Raw genomic sequence first — 17,018 nt, 5'->3', positions numbered from 1 at the left:
ATGCAGTTGAGAAACAAAGCAACTCGTAAAATATGGTCGTCGGCGCTTGTGGCGCTGATAGCTTTTGTTTTTGCTTTGGGCATAATTAGCGAAGCCTTTGCTCAAGGTGGCGGCGGCAGCTCTGTTCCAAGTTCAGGTGGCGCCGTCAAGCCGGAAGATGCTAACGATGTAGCAGCCTGGGATATTCGCAAAAAGTATTTCAAACGCTTTCCTTACGCTAAATACGCCGGACCGACAGGTAAGAAAATTCCTGATAATCCGGACGGGCATGACCTGGTCGTTGAAATTGGTGGTGGTGGCGCCGGTGCTGCTGAAGGCTCCGAAGGTGGAGAAGGCGGCGGTGGAGGCGGAGGCGCTTCCAGTGGACCGAAAAAAAGAGAATCAGTTGGGCCAGGTAAGCGTGTTGTTTTAGCCTACGATATTTGCCACGTGCATTGTGACGGTGTCGGACATTGGTTGCCTACGGCAGAGTGGTATCACCAACCGCAACCGCCTTGCCCATTGCCTGCATGTTACACGCAGCCGAAATTGTGGACTTTGCCGTTTGATGAAGTTGCTACAAAGCGTGACGAAGAATTATTTGATACAGCACTTGGCACGTATAAGATGCCGCAACATTCTCTTGGAGTAAATATAGCTCCTGTTAACGGACTGCCTCTTACTGATACGCAGTTTCAAATTATCGATAGAGAAAATAACCAGCGCTTTTTAGAATTGCTCTTTGATCCTGAGCACATGACTTGGTTGGCCACGAATACAGGGCAAATCCAGGGCGCGTCAGCTGCCAACAGTTCAGCCGGTGCTGCTGAAGCAAGCTTCAACAATGCCCTCCATCGCATTCGCGATGATGTGCTTATAAATGTTGCCAACGAAGGTTCAGGGTCAGCTTGTACGCCGGACCAAGATCCTAAAACCAATTCGCAAGCTGTGTGGATGGTTATGAAGATGTACCATGAAGTGTTCCTGCCGATGGCACTTCTCTTTCTTCTTCCTGGTGCTGTTCTCACGCAAATTCAGAGTTTTGTTTATAAAGGCTTTTTCGAAAGCCAGGTAACAATGCCATTTGAGGGCATTTTGCGTGCAACTATAGCTATTTTCCTCATTCCGGCTACACAGTTGATTGTTAGTTATTCGATAGACATAGGCAACAGCTTATCCGAATCAGTAAAACCTTGGGCCAACACTCAGACCATTTTTATGTGGTCTAAGGAGCAGTCCTTTAACCCGCCAATAGATAATCACTTGAACGTCATTGAACCAGGTGGTGGCGGCAGCAGCGGCTCTTCAGGTGGTGGTGGCGGTGGCGGCGGCGGCGGTGGCAACGCCGGCTTCTTCAACGAGGTTTTAAGCAACATCGCTCAACCGGCCGGCGGTGGGGAAGGCCAAGGTAAGGCTAACGACGACTTGGAAAAGAAAACAAAACAAGAAAAGCAGAAGTGGCTTTCTCAAATGATGCAGCTCTGGTTTAACTCCGTTGAGTATGGAATGGCCTATGCGCTTATCGCTCTTACTGCTTATCAAATGGTATTTATTTGCTATCTTTTCCTGCTTGGGCCTTTGTCCGCATGCTTTTTTGCTTGGCCATCTATGCAAGGGGCGTCTCAGCTTTTCAGGCAAGTGTTCAGCAGTTGGGTAAACGCTGTAATTAACGTTTCTCTCTGGCGTTTTTACTGGATTGTAATTATGGCTGTGATGACGCAGCGATTACTCTGGTTGCAAGATACCGGTGGTATCAATTATGCCGATCAATGGGAAATGATGGTATTGACCTGTTTCTTGGGTCTTATGCTGGTCGTTCCTTTTAACCCGTTTCAGTTTGATCCTGGAAGTGTCGCTTCTGCCGCCATTAGTAAAGGCGGTCAAATGGGCGCCGGTGCAACGCAGCAGTTTCAACAGCAAGCTCAAGCTATGGGTGTACCGCAAGCGCAGATTCAAGCACTTAGCCAGCCTATGCAGCAAGCCAGTCAACAAATGTCGCAAGTTGGCAGTGCCATGGGCAGTGGTATCAACATACCCAACCAGGCTCTTGGTCTGCAGCAAGGCTCAGGTGTGGGCGGCGGACTCAATATGCAGGGTGGTGGAACCGGTTCAGGCGGAGCCGGCGGGACACAGCCGCCGCAATTCATGCCGCAAGGTTCACCCGCCACCGCAAGCAGTGCCGCTACTCCGACTGTCGGACAACCTCCGCTAACAGGCATAAGCCCGGCGGCAGTCGGACAACCCTCGACAGCACAACCTCCATCTTCACAAGGAGCCTCTCCACTTGCATCAGGAGTTGGACAACAGACAGGGCTTTCTGCGCAAAACAGTAATCCAAATGGACCACCGGTATCAGGACCACCGCCGGGCGCAGGCACTGGCGGCGCTGCTACATCCACCGCAACGGCTAATGCACACCCGGGAATGCCGGCCGGTCTTTCTGCTAATTTGTCTCAACCCACAGCAGCCGGACTCGGTCAGGCTGGGGATGCTTTACGGGCCGGTCAACAGCAAGGATTGTTTCCTGGTTCGGCAAATATCCCATCCGCTGGAACAGCAGGGTCCGGCGGATCCGCAAGTGTTAGTGGATCTGTTTCTGGGACTGTCTCGCCGTCATCACCTCCGCCAAGCTCAGGCGGAGGGACTTCAGGTGGTCCTGATGCGCCACCATCACCTCCGACACCACCATCGCCGCCATCACCACCTTCGGCACCACCTTCACCCCCTTCAGCACCACCGCCACCTTCTGCACCGCCACCACCAGGCGACAAAGGTGGAGACAAAGGAAAGGGCATTTAATGTCCTTACACAGGAGTACCAGTACTACAAATGTTTAGCCAAATGAACGTCAAAAAATTACTAGTATTGTTCACATTAGCCTTCTGCTTTTTGTCAGTGGTGCCTTTGGCATTCGCGCAAAATGAGGCCGGTGGACCTGGTGCCAGCTCCGACAAAAATGACTCTAATCCTGGAACCGCCAGCGATATTAGAGAAGACTTCTATAAGCGTATGAAAAACGCCAAGAGCTTCGCTCCTACCAAATATGGCGGAGAAGATGTTGTAGTTGAGGAAGAATCAAAAGGACCAGGAAAAGTCAAACACAATTTGACAGGACCCGTACAAGTTTGGCCGGTTTTCGTCAAGGAAGCTGTTTCCATTGTTCCTACAATGAGAGACCAAGGTATTCAACGCAATCCATTAATAACATTTGGTTTGCCTATCTCTGATACGCAGTATCAGATTCTGCATAGATACGATCAAAACATCATGCTCGAACAATTGTTTGACCCGGAAAAGGTAATCTGGGTTATAAATGCTATGGGTATGATTCAGACGCAATCGGCAGCAAACAGCGCAGCCAACCTTGCGCGTAACCAATCGGCTTCTGCAATTGAATACGCTGAAAAATATTTGCCTAACTTCACGACTCAAGCAGGCAACCGTTGGAATACTATTCGCGACAAGCTGTTTGTGCCGATGGCAGTACTGCTTCTTTTGCCTGGTGCAGTCCTTGCGCAAGTAAAAGCAATTATTGCTCAAGGTTCACCGCTGTTTGGTGACGTCAATCCTTTTGACGGTATCATTCGCTCTATAGTGGCGATTTTCTTTATTCCGGCAACATATCTTGTTGTTAACTACGGAATCGATGTTTCGAACTCTATGGCGCTTACTATTCGAGACAATTACCAGCGAATATTCCACAGTAATATGTACAAGGATGCAGAGTGTGCAGAGAAGCGCGCTTTCCCGATTAGACCGAAAGATTCCAACGATAACGGTATCTTCCGTAAAACCCAACCATCCGGAAAGGGCGCAGGAGATTTGCAAGCTTGGACTGATCATGAAAGAGAGTCCTATGACATTTACGGGCCGGATCCATGTAAGGGTGGCAGCAATGTCAATGATTTAGCTGATGAAACAACACCTGTCTTGATGAATATTTCGCGTGTCGCTGTCAACATAGCTAACGTCGGACTTGCAGGTACATGGAACGTCATGTGCGCATTTCAGTTAGCCTATCTGCACTATTTATTCTTGATGGGACCGATTGTGGCCGCACTTTGGGTATGGCCGATTGATACCTTTAGGAAAGCACTCGGAAGTTGGATTGAAGGCGTGCTGATTATTTGTTTCTGGGCACTTTTCTGGAACACAACTATTCTTTTGATGGCTTGTTTCCGCAACGTTTGTACAACAGGAACAGTCATTATGACGGCGTTGAATGTTCTGGCAATTTATTCAGTGCAACACGCGTTTAACTTCTTGGGACTTGTCGCGGCAGCAGGACGCGAAGCAGCATCCGCTGCGCAAGAAGCAGGTTCACATGCTGCAGGTAATGCTGCCGCTCTGGGAGCTAAAGCTGGAGTAGGCGCGCAAGGCGCTGCCATTACAGCAGCTCATAAAGAAGCTGGTGGTCATGCTGCCGGTGGACCGGGCGCACCTGGAGGTCAGCCAGGCGCAGGAGCACCGGCTGGGGCCGCTGCTGGACAGTCAGCAGGGTTGACGCTCGGTGGTGGTCCTTTAGGAAGCGGCGCTACAGGTCACGGAGGTGCTGCTGGTGGTAGTGGTGGCATTGGTGCCGGACACGGAGGAGCAGGTGGAACTTCACCATTTGGCTCGCCGGCAGGATCGCAAGCCACGGCTGGACCGCAGGGTGCTGGTGCTCACGTGGCACCGCCGCCGGGAACTGCTCAGGCTGGTTCGTCACAATTTTCAGGGGCAGGACCTGGAGGTGTTGGGCCGGCTGGTGGCACTCAAAATATGCCGCCGGCATTTGGTGGCGTAGGAACTGCCGGTGGACATGGAGCTGCCGGACAAAGTGGTTCGCACGGAGCTGTTGGTCAGGGTGGTGCCAGTACTCCTGGATCTACAGGTGGGCAAGGCTCTCAGCAGCCGGGAATCACGGGTGCTCAATCAAGCTCTTTGTCCAATAGCCAAAGCAGTCAAAGTCACAATGCAATCGCCCAAGGGCAAGCTGCAGGACTTAACCCGCCGCCAGGATCGCCTATATCGGCCGGTGACACGACTTTTGGTGGCAGCAACGTATCTGCTAATCAACAATTGCATGGTGGTCAACCCGATACTGCGCAATTGCACCAAGGTGGTATAAATGCCAATTTGGGAATGAATGTCCACGAAGGATCGCACACCGCAAATACTTTTGGTGGTGCCAATCAAATGGATGCAAGCGTAAGTTCCAACATAATACCAGGTCCTCCCGAAGCAGGATTTGGAGCAGGTGGTGTGCAATTCCCAACGGATGCTGCCGCAGGACAGTCGAGTGGTTTCTCTAGCGATATCGCATACAACCCTCCACCAGTGTTTGATCCATCGGTATCAGCCAATTTCAGTCAGCCGCCCGAAGTTGTGCACACTACTGAGATTCAAAATACGCAAACAGAAACGCAGACTACGCAGACTGAAATACAGAACATGCAAACGGAAGTGCAGAATATCCAGACCGAATCTGTGCAGATGGTGCCGCAAGAAATCTCAACTCCGGTTGTTTCGGAAGCTCAGCCTGCATTTATGGAACAACAACCTGTATTCGATCAGTCTCAATATGCTAGGCCGGAAACACAATATATTGCCGGAGGAGTCGAGCAGTCTCATGTCACCACAGATAGCAGCCCTCAGGTTGTTCAAGAAAATGTGACCAATCAAACTGTTGCGGAAAATTCATCGACTACGATAAACAATGCCGGCGCTGTTTCACAAGGAGGATTGCAATCGAATATTCCTCCATCAAATCCTTTAGCTAATGCCGGTGGCACACCGAACATTGCCTCGGCAATGCCAGGAGCCGCTGCCGGAGGTTCTTCAGTAATCGACAGAATATTGAAGAGCTCAGCGCCACAAAGTGCTGAGTTTAGCGGACCGAGAAGCTCCGGTGGCTTTAGCCAAGACGAGTCTTCGTTGCTTCAAAGTCAGGGTATGCCGCCAGGGGCAGCAAATACGAATGCAGGCGCCGCACCAAGTGATAATTTCGGAAACATCGCTGATTCTCCGCAAAATCAAGACGACAAAAGAATAAATCAGCAAAATATTGCCAAAGCGAACCAGGAAGACGAAGAGACAGGTTAATACTTGAGAAAGGAACAACGTAGACAATGTACGTTGCTGACATTGGAGTGAAGTGTCCAATTTGTGGAGTTAAATTCAACTCCCGGCAGTTGCCTGCTGTTATCGATATCGGTTACAGAAACAGCGAATTGCGGCAGTTTTTTAAAGGTGTAATTCCTCAATATGAAGAATACTTCGTCATTACTTGTCCGAGCTGTGGACGAGCAGACTGGTCGACATCATTCGAAGTGATCGAAGAGCCTGCATATTTAACTGCGCCGGTAACGACTGCTCATTTGCAGTTTCGTCAAGCAGCAATAAATGCCGAGAAAGAAGGGCGTAGTTTTTACAACGTAGCTTATTTGTATCTCTATGCCGCTTGGTGTGCAGATGACAGAAATGCACTGGTGCAAGCTGCGGAATATAGACGTTTGGCAGCTGATGCCTTCAGCAAGTCCATGGTTGACGGCTCTTGTCCGGCTGATAAAAGAGCCGAAGTCGAGTACTTGGTAGCAGAGATACTGAGACGTGCCGGCGAGTTTGCCGCCAGTCGTGAATACTTCTCGAAAATAGTCGGCAGGCTGCCCTCTCATTTCGCTATAATGGCTAGAAAGCTAATGCGCTTGAGCGATGCTAATGATAGCCAGGCTATTGATTTTGTAGCGGAGGTTAGTGCTTAATGTCCGTGGTGCACAAAGTCATTGTTATGAATAGACCGCTTAAGATTCGCGGTTTTACCCTATTGCAATGGACTGTGATGGTGGTCGCTATCGCCTTAGCATTTTATTTCGGCTCGCAAGTTGCTGCTTGGATGCCCGACTTGAAAATCGCGAATGTGCCGCTAGGCGCATGGGTTGGCATAGGCATTCTCTGCGGTGCTGCGGTATTTGTAGCAGCCCCTACCATGAAACCAATGGTCTGGTGGCGCAATAGGCTAGCCTTTCTCTTGGGTATTCAGCCGCGCCAGTATATGCCGAAGAGCGAACCGGCAATTGTTTATTTGGATGCCTCTATCGTTGAACCGGGTAAGAAAACACAGGAGACGTACATAGCGGTAGAACAGTAGGTATTGAGGGTAGCGAGATAAATGGCGGGAAACTTGAAAGATTCAGGAGATGGACAGTCCTTGCGCAATGTGCCGCAGGGTGATTTTTTCAGCGCTATTATAGGCGGCTTGCCGCAAATGATTCGTGAAATGCTGCCTGGCGGACTTCCAGGAGCTTCAACTGATGGTGAATCAGGACCGCCGCAAGATCAAAGAGGTGCCGCTAGCTGGCAGGATATTACATTCATTCACGCCATTCCTGGTGATGATAATGACGAAGGTCTGGTAATTCTTGCCGACGGTAGTATGCGCAAGTATCTGTCATGCAAAGGCATCAACGCATTGTTATTTGATGAAGCAGACCGTGAACAGTTGGCCCGCAATTTTGCGGCTTTAGCCAATTCTTGCGAGACGGACATTCAGGTAATTATTAGGTCGCGACATCTGTCCGTAGATGAGTATCTGTCGCGCTTTCAATCGCAGATAAAAACCAAAAACGATTATCTCAAATGGTACGCAGACTATACGGACAAGTGGTTTCGTCGCGTGCAGGACGTGCAATTCGTCCCGGATAGAGAATTCATTGTTGTTGTGAGTTATCAGCCTCCCGACACTCAAAATATGACTAAGCCTTGGAGCGGCAGGCGCTCCTTGCAGAAGCATGAAGAGTACGTGGAAAATCTCAACAGACTGGTGCGTACAGTTGCTGAACAGTTGCGTTTATCAAATTTGCGTCCAGAGGCAATGAAGCGCAAGGACGTAAGGAACCTAATTTACGCAGATCTCAATCCGTCATTAGCTTCGCGCGACAACGAGGCTCCACCTTCACGTCCTGACATTTCTGAGGCATCTTGCTTGGCTAGATCTGCTTTGCGAATTGCAGACGAGCATGTTTGGCTGGACGGTCGCTACGTTGGCACAATGTACTTGCAAGAGCCGCCACATGAAACTTGGATGGGTTGGCTCGTTGATTTGCTGACATTGCAAGTTGAATACACGTTGTCCATGTTTATTCATACCTGTGATCAAGATCAAGTACGTAAGAAACTCAAGAATGATGTTAAGTATGGGTTGATGTCATCTGCTCAAATGGCTACGCCTGATATAGAAGGCATGGAGTCGACACGTACCGCTGCTTCTGCTATTCACGATTTTCTACGCAGCGCAAATAAAGCTTTCGATGTAGGTATCTACGTCAACACGTATGCGCATAAGCCGGAACAGCTAGCACACAACATGGATGAAATTCGTCGTGTGTTTAAGAATAAAGGTGCCTTGCTTGATAGAGCGCAAATGTTGCAATTAGACGCTTGGCAGTCGACACTTGCCGTTGGTGTAGACAAACTAGCAATAGTCAATCGTATGATGGCACCGGTAGTTGGCACGTTCTGGCCATTCTTTACGGCTGAATGCGGCACACCTGATGGTGTTCCATTTGGCTTTGCGATTGCCTCAGGTGAACCGGTGCTTTTAAATCCATTTTTCCGAGGAGCAGGCAAAGACGCTAACAATATGTTCGTTGTCGGAACAACTGGAGCCGGTAAATCATTCGCCGTGTCTATGATGATTCTGCGCATGTTGACTCTTGATACGCGATTTGTCTTGATTGACAAAACAGTGGACAGATTTGGTGCCTATAGATTCATTACTGAATTACTTGGACCGGAAATGTGCGCCTATGTAGACCTGGGACCAAGTGCTGGTTTGATATTGAACCCATTTGATTTGGGACCGGAAGACAAACCCGGTGAACCTTCAGGTGACAAGATAAGCGTGCTCTTGCAACTGCTGGATATCATGCTTTCGCCGGAAGGTCGCGAGGAATTGAACGTCGAGGAAAAATCACTTTTAGACGGCTTAATTCGAGTGGCTTACATGGATGCAGGGTTCCGCAACACTGTGCCGACAATGTCGGATTTGGCGCGTGTGACAGCTCAAGCGGCCAATGATGAAGTTGATCCGGTACAGAGAGAAAGATTGCAGCAGTTTGCTCGCGGCTTGTCTCTGTTCACAAAGACAGGAGCCTTCGGCGGATTGGTCGATGGTTATACAAATATCGATACCGAAAAACACCTAATAGTATTTGATACGCGTGAAGTCAACGAACCTCGCTTGGAAAGAATAGCCATGTTTATTTTGGCGGAATTCATACGACGGAAAGCGGCGGAAAGTAAAGCGCGTGGAATTAGATTTGGAGCCATCATTGATGAGGCTGCAACACTGATGCGATTCAAGGCAGGCGCTCGACTGTTGGATGACCTGTCCAGACGTGCTCGTCACTACGGTATGATGCTTGTTTGTATTACGCAACAGTTGAAAGACTTTTTCAAACAGGCAGAGCAAGCTGATTCCGTTGTGAAAAACTCACACATGAAAATTCTTTTGCGCCAAGATCCTAGTGATTTGCGGTTGTTGAAAGATGTGTTGCGTCTTACAGACGCTGAAGTAATGGCTGTGGAAAATTTCGCCCGCGATGAACAGAAACGACGCGATAGTCAGGCTCTTTTAATAGTAGGCGGCGTGCACGGGACTATTAGGTTGGTGCCCAGTCACATGGACTACTGGTGTTGCACATCAGAACCTATTCATGATATTCCGAGGCGCCTAGAAATGATTCGCGAAATAAAGGCGAAGAATCCCAGCATAAGTCACACGGATGCTTGCCGGCAGGCAGTTTATTACTTGGCTCTGCAAATGGAAGGCTGAAGTTAATGGAAAAGCTTTTTTCCATAAATAAATGGTTCGTTTTCTTCTGCGGCTTTTTTGTCTTGGTCTGGCTCGCGTTGCAGACCGTAAGCAATCAACGCATGATTGAAATCGCCAAGCTTGATGCTCAAAATGTTTTTTCCTGGCAATGGCAAGATATGGGCTGGGGAGAAGCAGCTGATATAACCGACGCCAAAGTTTTAAAGCTTACAAAGACCGATGCAAAAGTTAGAATAGTGGGCACGCAACGAGCAATTGCTCCCGATGGTCAAACAGAAGAATTAGCGGCGACGCTTACGTTCTATAGACAAGGTAAGAATTGGATCTTAGGCAGTGTGGAGTTTAACTAGTGTACTGGCGCATTAAGACAATTGATCCAAAAGAGCTGGCAAAGAAGTGGGGTGTGCCAATAGCTTTAGGCGTCAGCTTGTTCTTTAACGTGCTGCTTATTGCCACTAGACCGAATCCGAAAGTAGAGGGTCCTGAAGGTAACAAGCAAACTATTGAGCAGTTTGTTTATCAGGTAGCGACACATCTGGTCGACTCGAGTTATATCAACTATGAAGACAACACCAAAAAACTATTAGGTGGCGAGCTGGGCAGCCAGGTAGTTAAGAAGATGCAGTCCAACGGCGACTTGCCCAAAGACAATCTAGAGATGGCTGCGACCTTGGAGGGACTAAAGGCTCGCCGGCAAGTTGCAGCTGTTCACATAGCTGATGTCAGTGCCGGAGATCCCGATGAAAACGGACTCGTTCCCGTTACCGTAAAGGGCGAGGTAGCTGTCAATTCGGCCGATGAGTCTGGTCCTTCTGGTCCGCAGCCTTTTAACCTGAAGCTGCTTATCGGCGTCAAAAGCGCCACTGGCGAGCATGTGGTCGCCGATATTAAAGAGAGATAAATTAAAGAGAAGTTTTCAAGGTATTTCCTCTTAAAAACCGGTACAATTGCTCCGATATTAGAGAAGAGGAGCCGAAAGCAGACACACGAAGTGAGGCAAGAGCGCTGGTGAAGCGGTCGCAGCCGAACGAAGCGGGGATGCCGGCAGGCAAGCGAAGGTGGAGGCAAAGCCGAAACCGGAGCGTTACAAAAGAGACTAGCCATGTTTTCGGGCATTGTAGAAGAAGTAGGCACGATTGTTGCCGTAGCAGGCTCCGGCGAGGGCAAGCGCTTCCGGATAGGGGCGGCTAAGGTTACAACTGACCTCAAAAGGGGCGATTCGGTGAGCGTTACCGGTACTTGCCTGACCTCTGTCTTAGAGGACAAGCAATGGTTTGAAGTCGAAGTCGGTCAGGAGACTCTGCGCAAGACAAAGCTTGGTGATTTGAAGCAAGGCGATAAGGTCAACTTAGAGAGAGCCCTCAAGTTGTCTGATCGATTAGGCGGACATTTGGTAAGTGGTCACGTCGACACATTGGCCAAGGTAGTCTCCATCAAGAAAGAAGGCATCACCAACATCATCACGTTTGCACTCGATGATGCGCACAGACCATACTTTATCGAGAAGGGCTCAGTTGCCATCGACGGTGTTAGCCTTACGGTATTTGCTTGCAACATGGACAACGGATTTGTTTTTAGCGTCATGCTGATTCCTCACACACTTGAAGTAACAATACTCGGCAAATTGCAAGTGGGAGATAAGGTGAACATCGAAATAGATCTCATTGCTAAATACGCTGCTAATTGGTTGCAGCCTCATATTGCTCAACCTTTAAAAGTCGGCAATAAAACCGGATTGGATCTAGCGGTCCTTTCTGAACATGGTTACACTTAAACACGGATTCAAACTCATGCTTGATTTCAACCCCGCATCTATAGCTAAAAAAGCCGCTAACGTATTGGCCGATAATAACTTGCAGTCACGATTCAGTACAGTTGAAGAAGCAATTGCTGATATCAAAGCCGGACGCATGGTTGTAGTTGCCGACGACGAAGGTCGCGAGAATGAAGGCGATTTGATTTGTGCAGCAGAGCTGTGCACGCCTGAGATGATCAACTTCATGATCACCAAAGCTCGTGGCTGGGTGTGTTTGGCTCTTACTCAAGAACGAGCCGATGCGATGCAATTAGGCATGATGGTTGAGCGCAATACCGAAAGTCAGGGTACTGCTTTCACTGTGACAATCGATGCCGATACTAAATACGGTGTCACCACAGGCATAAGCGCTTTTGATAGAGCGACGACAATTCGTGTTGCCGTTGATGATGCGTCTGTGCCGTCTGATTTAAGACGACCAGGACACATTTCTCCGCTCATTGCAAAAGAAGGCGGTGTATTGAAGCGCGCCGGACACACAGAAGCTGCTGTTGACCTAGCGCGCATGGCCGGACTTAAGCCCGCTGGTGTTATCTGCGAAATAATCAATGATGACGGCAGCATGTCGCGCGTGCCGCAGTTGTTTGAGTTTGCCGAGCGCAATAATCTAAAGGTAATCAACATTGCTCAGTTAATTGCCTATCGCCTGGAGCGTGAGCGTTTTGTTGTGCGTGAAGCGGAAGCGGAATTTCCATCTGCTTATGGTCAATTTAAGATGTACGCTTATCGCAACCAATTGGACGGGCGAGGTCACATTGCCTTTGTAAAAGGTAATGTTGCAGGCAAAAAAGACGTTCTGGTGCGAGTGCATAGCGAGTGTCTTACAGGTGATGTCTTCGCCAGCTTGCGCTGTGATTGCGGGCCTCAATTGGAAGCGGCCATGGCAATGATTGCCACAGAAGAAGAGGGTGTTTTGGTTTACCTGCGTCAGGAAGGTAGAGGCATCGGCTTGATCAACAAAATCAAAGCGTATGCTCTCCAAGATCAAGGACAGGACACCATTCAAGCAAATGAATCATTAGGTTTTAAACCTGACTTGCGTGATTACGGTGTCGGTGCGCAGATGATGTACGATCTCGGATTATCATCAGTGCGTATCATTACAAACAATCCACGCAAAATTGTCGGACTTGAAGGTTATGGTTTGCAAATTACTGGAAGAGTGGCTATGCCGGCAGCGTGCAATAGTCACAACATCAATTATTTGCTGACCAAAAAGGAAAAAATGGGGCACTGGCTGGAAGGGCTTGATGCTCATACGCAAGCTCAAAACAAGGAGAAATAACTGTGGCTAAGGAATATTCGGGCAACCTAATTGCAGAAGGACAACGCTACGCAATTGTCATAAGTCGTTTTAACGAGTTCATCACCAGCAAACTTTTAGGTGCTTGTATTGATACATTAAAGCGCCACGGTGCTGATGAAGCGTCTATTGAAATCATGTGGTGTCCGGGTGCTTACGAAATTCCATTGGTTGCCAAACAAGCAGCGTTTTCCGGTAGATACGATGCGGTAATTTGTTTGGGTTGTGTAATTCGCGGGGCAACACCGCACTTTGATTATGTTGCTGGTGAAGCAGCAAAGGGTATCGGACAAGTTGGACTGGAATCGTCTGTGCCGACCATCTTTGGCGTGTTGACGACAGACACCATCGAACAAGCTGTGGAAAGAGCAGGCACCAAAGCCGGCAACAAAGGCGCTGATGCTGCAATGACGGCTATTGAAATGATCAATTTGCTGAAGGCTATTCGTACGCCGGTTGGTGCTAGATAAGTCCATGCACGGGCGCATGCAATGCGCCCCTACGAGCGGCCAGTGCGAGGATCTAGCGCAAGCTTTCTGCTTCGATTTTGCGGCCGTAGTATGGGTACTCTTTGAGGAAGCGTCCAAATACGGATGCTACTCGCAATGCGTCTATCATTGGTCCTTCGGTGCGCACTTCGCGCAGCATCATGGCTTTTTCTAGTGTTGTCTTTTGCAGAATAAGGCGCATCAACACGCTTGTTGAAAAGTGTATGCTGACTTTTGGTCGGATGGCGCCGTGATCCAAGCGTTCAACAGTTGCGCGACCATTTGTTGATCTCAAAACCCACGCTAATTGTTTGGGTCCGTCAACAATAAAGCCGATTGATATTTCGCCTTTGGTTGCTTCTTCGAGTAATTCCGAGCCAAAAGCGATAGGCATGAATTCTTCGAAGTAGTGATGAGCAAATTCCTCGGAAAATGTCGGTTCGAGACGCTTTTTATCAACCGGGAATGAATGACCCCAGTTGTGCGTTTTTCCAAAGTGGATTTGTTTCTCGAAATAGTTTTGATCAATAGAAGCCGGCGAAATTTGATAGCGTCCGAGTAATTCAAAAAGATTTCTTGTCGTTACCTGCACTTCGTCGAGCAAGAGATGACGTATTATGCTCGGCAAGCGATAAGGATCAGCAATCGCGGCTTCCGCTTTGGGATAGCAAAGCGCCCCGCCCAAGGACTCAACCCATTCTTGGTTAAGCAATGTTTGTGGTGACACCAAATTCAAAATGCGCGGTGGATAGCTGTCTTCAATCACTTGCGTGAAAATTTGTACTACTGAATCAACAGGCATAAACCACAGCGTGGAATCAGGATTGTAATTGAGTTTGAAAACTTTGCCTGCTTCCGGATGGCGTTCAACTTCGGTTACTGACTGAAGAAAGCCCAGGAGACCGCTGAAATTTTGCACGGCGCCGGTTGTAGTGGTGCCTGTCAAAAGCGGCAGTCTAATCAAATGCCAATTGGTTTCCAATCCGCCTATCTCGTTGAGCAAACGGATTTCATATTGCTGGCAAACGTTTTCCCATTGGCTTTGCGGTTTGCGTCTGGCAAATTCAATTTCTTCCGGCACGACATAATCGTTTTGTACACCGCCCCAGATAGAAGAAACAAGAAATGCCGGTACGCCCCGCAGAAGTTTGCAGACATTGCCTAGTTCACCGGCAGCCCATGGTGCGCGTGGTGCTCTTGCTTCGTCAAAGTTTGGTGGCAAGGGGCAAAAAATCAGCGCATCATAGTCAACGTTCTTATCGACTTCGCCTGGTGGGAAAAAGCGTAAGCGCTCGGAGAAGGTGCGGAATTGTTCATGACCGCCCAATGATTTCTCAAGAGCGGACTGGGCTGCCGACGGCAAATCCAAAGGCGACATACCCAAGAGGTTGAACGCCGACTTGCAAGCAACGTGAACATGCCATCCCTTGTTTAATAACGAGGAGATGAGCGGTCCAGAAAAGCTGGATATTGGGCCCCAGACAAAAGCTGTTTTCACCATAAGGGACCTATTATATAACGCTCCGGCTGCGTTTCACTGCGCCTTCGCTAGCCATTCGGCTTATCCGCGCTCTCGCTCTGGATTGCTCTGTCGCAATCCTGCGCTCCGCTGAGCTTCGTCAACGATTTAGAGACGTTAGAAGATTCCAATTTGTTAGCGCGGCATCGCATTGGAGAAGTCCATATTGGATTCGACAAGCTTTGTCCCGGCTATTTCATCGCCTATGCGTTGGCCGTCTTCGCTGTGCCAGACGCGCCATCCCTCAATTGGGATGACAATTGCCACGTAAACCATACCCACGAGGTTTACTATGTCCAAAATGCCCTGGTTAAGCCAAGGGATGGGCACGAAGCGCAAAACAATGCCCATCATGTAGAGGACAACATATGGCGCAAAAAATATGAGGTTTCTTTGTACTGACTGCAAAATAGTCGGACTTCTACCCGTGGCGGCATCGACCACGCGTAAGCCCATCAAGTTTTTGCCGATTCCGCGCCCTTCAAAAAGAGCATCCCGAACTAACAAGAAGACAATCATTACTGCCTGGGACGGCAGGAACTGGCTGATAAAAGGGACTAAGGAAAGGACTATTCCCAAAAGGTAGCTGGCGGCGACATCTATAACCAGGGCGACAACGCGCCTGCCTGAGTCTATTTGGGGAGCCGCGTTTGAGTCGGGCGCAGGTTGGTTGCCCTGGGGAAATGATGAGTTCATCCGAATTCCTTCGCTTGCCGATGACGCGAGACCTACTGACTATCATAAATCAAGGACTAAATAAAAGAAATTAAATGAGCTGGAAAGAGAACCTCAAGTAAAGCAGGAAAATCCTAATGGCGGTAGGATAAACGTGTTGTTGCTTCGGGTTTGCCATGTTGGCAACGCGAAGCGTCATAGGATTCTATTGAGGTTTTGAATCATGGTTGAGACTGTAATTGTCGATGGTTTGCGTACACCATTTGGAAAATTGGGTGGAGCATTGAGTTCGGTATCGGCTGTTGATCTCGCACATCCGCTTATCAAGGCTATTTTGGAACGCAACAAAATAAAAGGCGAGCAAGTCGACGAAGTTATCCTTGGTCAAGTTGTGCAAGCCGGTTGTGGACAAATTCCATCAAGACAAGCTCTTTTGAAAGCTGGTCTGCCCAATACTTGTGAATCAACGACGGTCAACAAAGTTTGCGCCTCTGGTATGCGCGCTGTAACAATAGGTGATTTGCGCATTCGTGCCGGAGACGGTGAAATTATTGTTGCTGGTGGCATGGAGTCCATGAGCCAAGCTCCTTATATTGTTGAAGCAAATGCTGCGCGATTCGGCAAACGTATGGGGCATGTTAATTTCAAAGACGCCATGCTCGCTGACGGATTGGAATGTCCCGTTGCTTCCGTGCACATGGCTGTGCATGGTGCCAATGTTGCCGACGAATTGAAAGTGTCGCGCAAGGAACAAGATGCGTGGGCTTTGCGCAGTCACCAACTTGCAGTCAAGGCTGTTCAAGGTGGCGTTTTTGCCAAGGAAATTCTGCCTGTGTCGGTGCCTGCCGGCAAAGGGCAGACAAAGACCATTGAGAATGATGAGGGTCCGCGTGCTGATACCACAATTGAAGCGCTGGAAAAATTGAAGCCGGTCTTCACGAAAGACGGATCAGTTACCGCCGGCAATGCCCCTGGTATCAATGACGGTGCTGCTGTTCTTTTGATCATGAGTCACGACAAAGCGAAAGAATTGGGACTCAAACCAATTGCTAAAATCGTCAGCCACGCCTCCATCGGTCAAGATGTTCCTTATCTGGCTACAGTGCCCGCTCTATCTACCAAGAAAGCGCTTGATAAAGCCGGACTGAAGGCGTCTGATCTCGACTTGGTTGAAATAAATGAGGCGTTTGCTTCCGTTGCTCTGACATCAATGAAGATGCTCGGCATCGACGAATCCAAAGTCAACGTGAATGGCGGAGCAATTGCTTTGGGTCATCCAATCGGTGCTTCCGGTGCCAGGATTCTTTTGACTCTGGCTCGTGAAATGGAGCGTCGCGGTTCCAAATTGGGTGCTGCGGCCATTTGCTCCGGTACCGCACAAGGTGACTGCGTAATTCTTTCAAGAGAAGGACTTAACTAAAACC

13 protein-coding genes are annotated in these 17,018 nt (G+C 49.0%); 11 read left to right on the top strand and 2 right to left on the bottom strand.

Going from position 1 to position 17,018, the window contains the following annotated elements; genetic code table 11:
- From K2Y22_05180 to ribE, 10 genes are all read left to right on the top strand, one after another.
- Window positions 1–2,778, top strand: a complete 2,778-nt coding sequence (locus K2Y22_05180) for a hypothetical protein (GenBank protein ID MBX9877831.1) — start codon at window positions 1–3, stop codon at window positions 2,776–2,778.
- 30 nt (window positions 2,779–2,808) lie between these two features.
- Complete coding sequence (locus tag K2Y22_05175) at window positions 2,809–6,063, top strand: hypothetical protein (GenBank protein MBX9877830.1); 3,255 nt, start codon at window positions 2,809–2,811, stop codon at window positions 6,061–6,063.
- A 26-nt stretch (window positions 6,064–6,089) separates the two neighbouring features.
- Window positions 6,090–6,722 (top strand): DUF2225 domain-containing protein, encoded by a 633-nt coding sequence (locus tag K2Y22_05170; protein ID MBX9877829.1) that lies wholly within the window; start codon window positions 6,090–6,092, stop codon window positions 6,720–6,722.
- Window positions 6,722–7,108, top strand: a complete 387-nt coding sequence (locus tag K2Y22_05165; GenBank protein MBX9877828.1) for a hypothetical protein — start codon at window positions 6,722–6,724, stop codon at window positions 7,106–7,108. Before K2Y22_05170 ends, K2Y22_05165 begins: the two co-directional genes overlap by 1 nt.
- A gap of 21 nt (window positions 7,109–7,129) precedes the next feature.
- On the top strand, window positions 7,130–9,793 hold the full coding sequence (locus K2Y22_05160) for an ATP-binding protein (protein ID MBX9877827.1): 2,664 nt from the start codon (window positions 7,130–7,132) through the stop codon (window positions 9,791–9,793).
- A gap of 5 nt (window positions 9,794–9,798) precedes the next feature.
- Window positions 9,799–10,143 (top strand): hypothetical protein, encoded by a 345-nt coding sequence (locus tag K2Y22_05155; GenBank protein MBX9877826.1) that lies wholly within the window; start codon window positions 9,799–9,801, stop codon window positions 10,141–10,143.
- On the top strand, window positions 10,143–10,694 hold the full coding sequence (locus K2Y22_05150; GenBank protein ID MBX9877825.1) for a hypothetical protein: 552 nt from the start codon (window positions 10,143–10,145) through the stop codon (window positions 10,692–10,694). The genes K2Y22_05155 and K2Y22_05150 overlap by 1 nt, the downstream gene beginning before the upstream one ends.
- Window positions 10,695–10,895: 201 nt before the next feature.
- Window positions 10,896–11,567 (top strand): riboflavin synthase, encoded by a 672-nt coding sequence (locus K2Y22_05145; GenBank protein ID MBX9877824.1) that lies wholly within the window; start codon window positions 10,896–10,898, stop codon window positions 11,565–11,567.
- A gap of 16 nt (window positions 11,568–11,583) precedes the next feature.
- Window positions 11,584–12,894: a bifunctional 3,4-dihydroxy-2-butanone-4-phosphate synthase/GTP cyclohydrolase II gene (locus tag K2Y22_05140; GenBank protein ID MBX9877823.1), complete on the top strand. Its 1,311-nt coding sequence runs from the start codon at window positions 11,584–11,586 to the stop codon at window positions 12,892–12,894.
- Between the two features lie 2 nt (window positions 12,895–12,896).
- Window positions 12,897–13,382, top strand: coding sequence for a 6,7-dimethyl-8-ribityllumazine synthase (gene ribE, locus K2Y22_05135; GenBank protein MBX9877822.1), 486 nt, complete (start codon window positions 12,897–12,899; stop codon window positions 13,380–13,382).
- 52 nt (window positions 13,383–13,434) lie between these two features.
- Here ribE and K2Y22_05130 read toward each other — a convergent pair whose 3' ends face one another.
- Both K2Y22_05130 and K2Y22_05125 read right to left on the bottom strand, forming a co-directional pair.
- Window positions 13,435–14,901, bottom strand: coding sequence for an SCP2 sterol-binding domain-containing protein (locus K2Y22_05130; GenBank protein MBX9877821.1), 1,467 nt, complete (start codon window positions 14,899–14,901; stop codon window positions 13,435–13,437).
- A gap of 153 nt (window positions 14,902–15,054) precedes the next feature.
- Complete coding sequence (locus K2Y22_05125) at window positions 15,055–15,615, bottom strand: RDD family protein (GenBank protein ID MBX9877820.1); 561 nt, start codon at window positions 15,613–15,615, stop codon at window positions 15,055–15,057.
- Window positions 15,616–15,817: 202 nt separating this feature from the next.
- Here K2Y22_05125 and K2Y22_05120 point away from each other — a divergent pair, with 202 nt between their 5' ends.
- Window positions 15,818–17,014: an acetyl-CoA C-acetyltransferase gene (locus tag K2Y22_05120; protein MBX9877819.1), complete on the top strand. Its 1,197-nt coding sequence runs from the start codon at window positions 15,818–15,820 to the stop codon at window positions 17,012–17,014.
- Window positions 17,015–17,018: the final 4 nt, after the last annotated feature.

Source organism: Candidatus Obscuribacterales bacterium (assembly GCA_019744775.1).
In the GTDB taxonomy this organism is placed as follows: domain Bacteria; phylum Cyanobacteriota; class Vampirovibrionia; order Obscuribacterales; family Obscuribacteraceae; genus SBAT01.
Note: the sequence above shows the minus strand (reverse complement) of the source record. Positions and strands in the feature narration are given on the sequence as shown.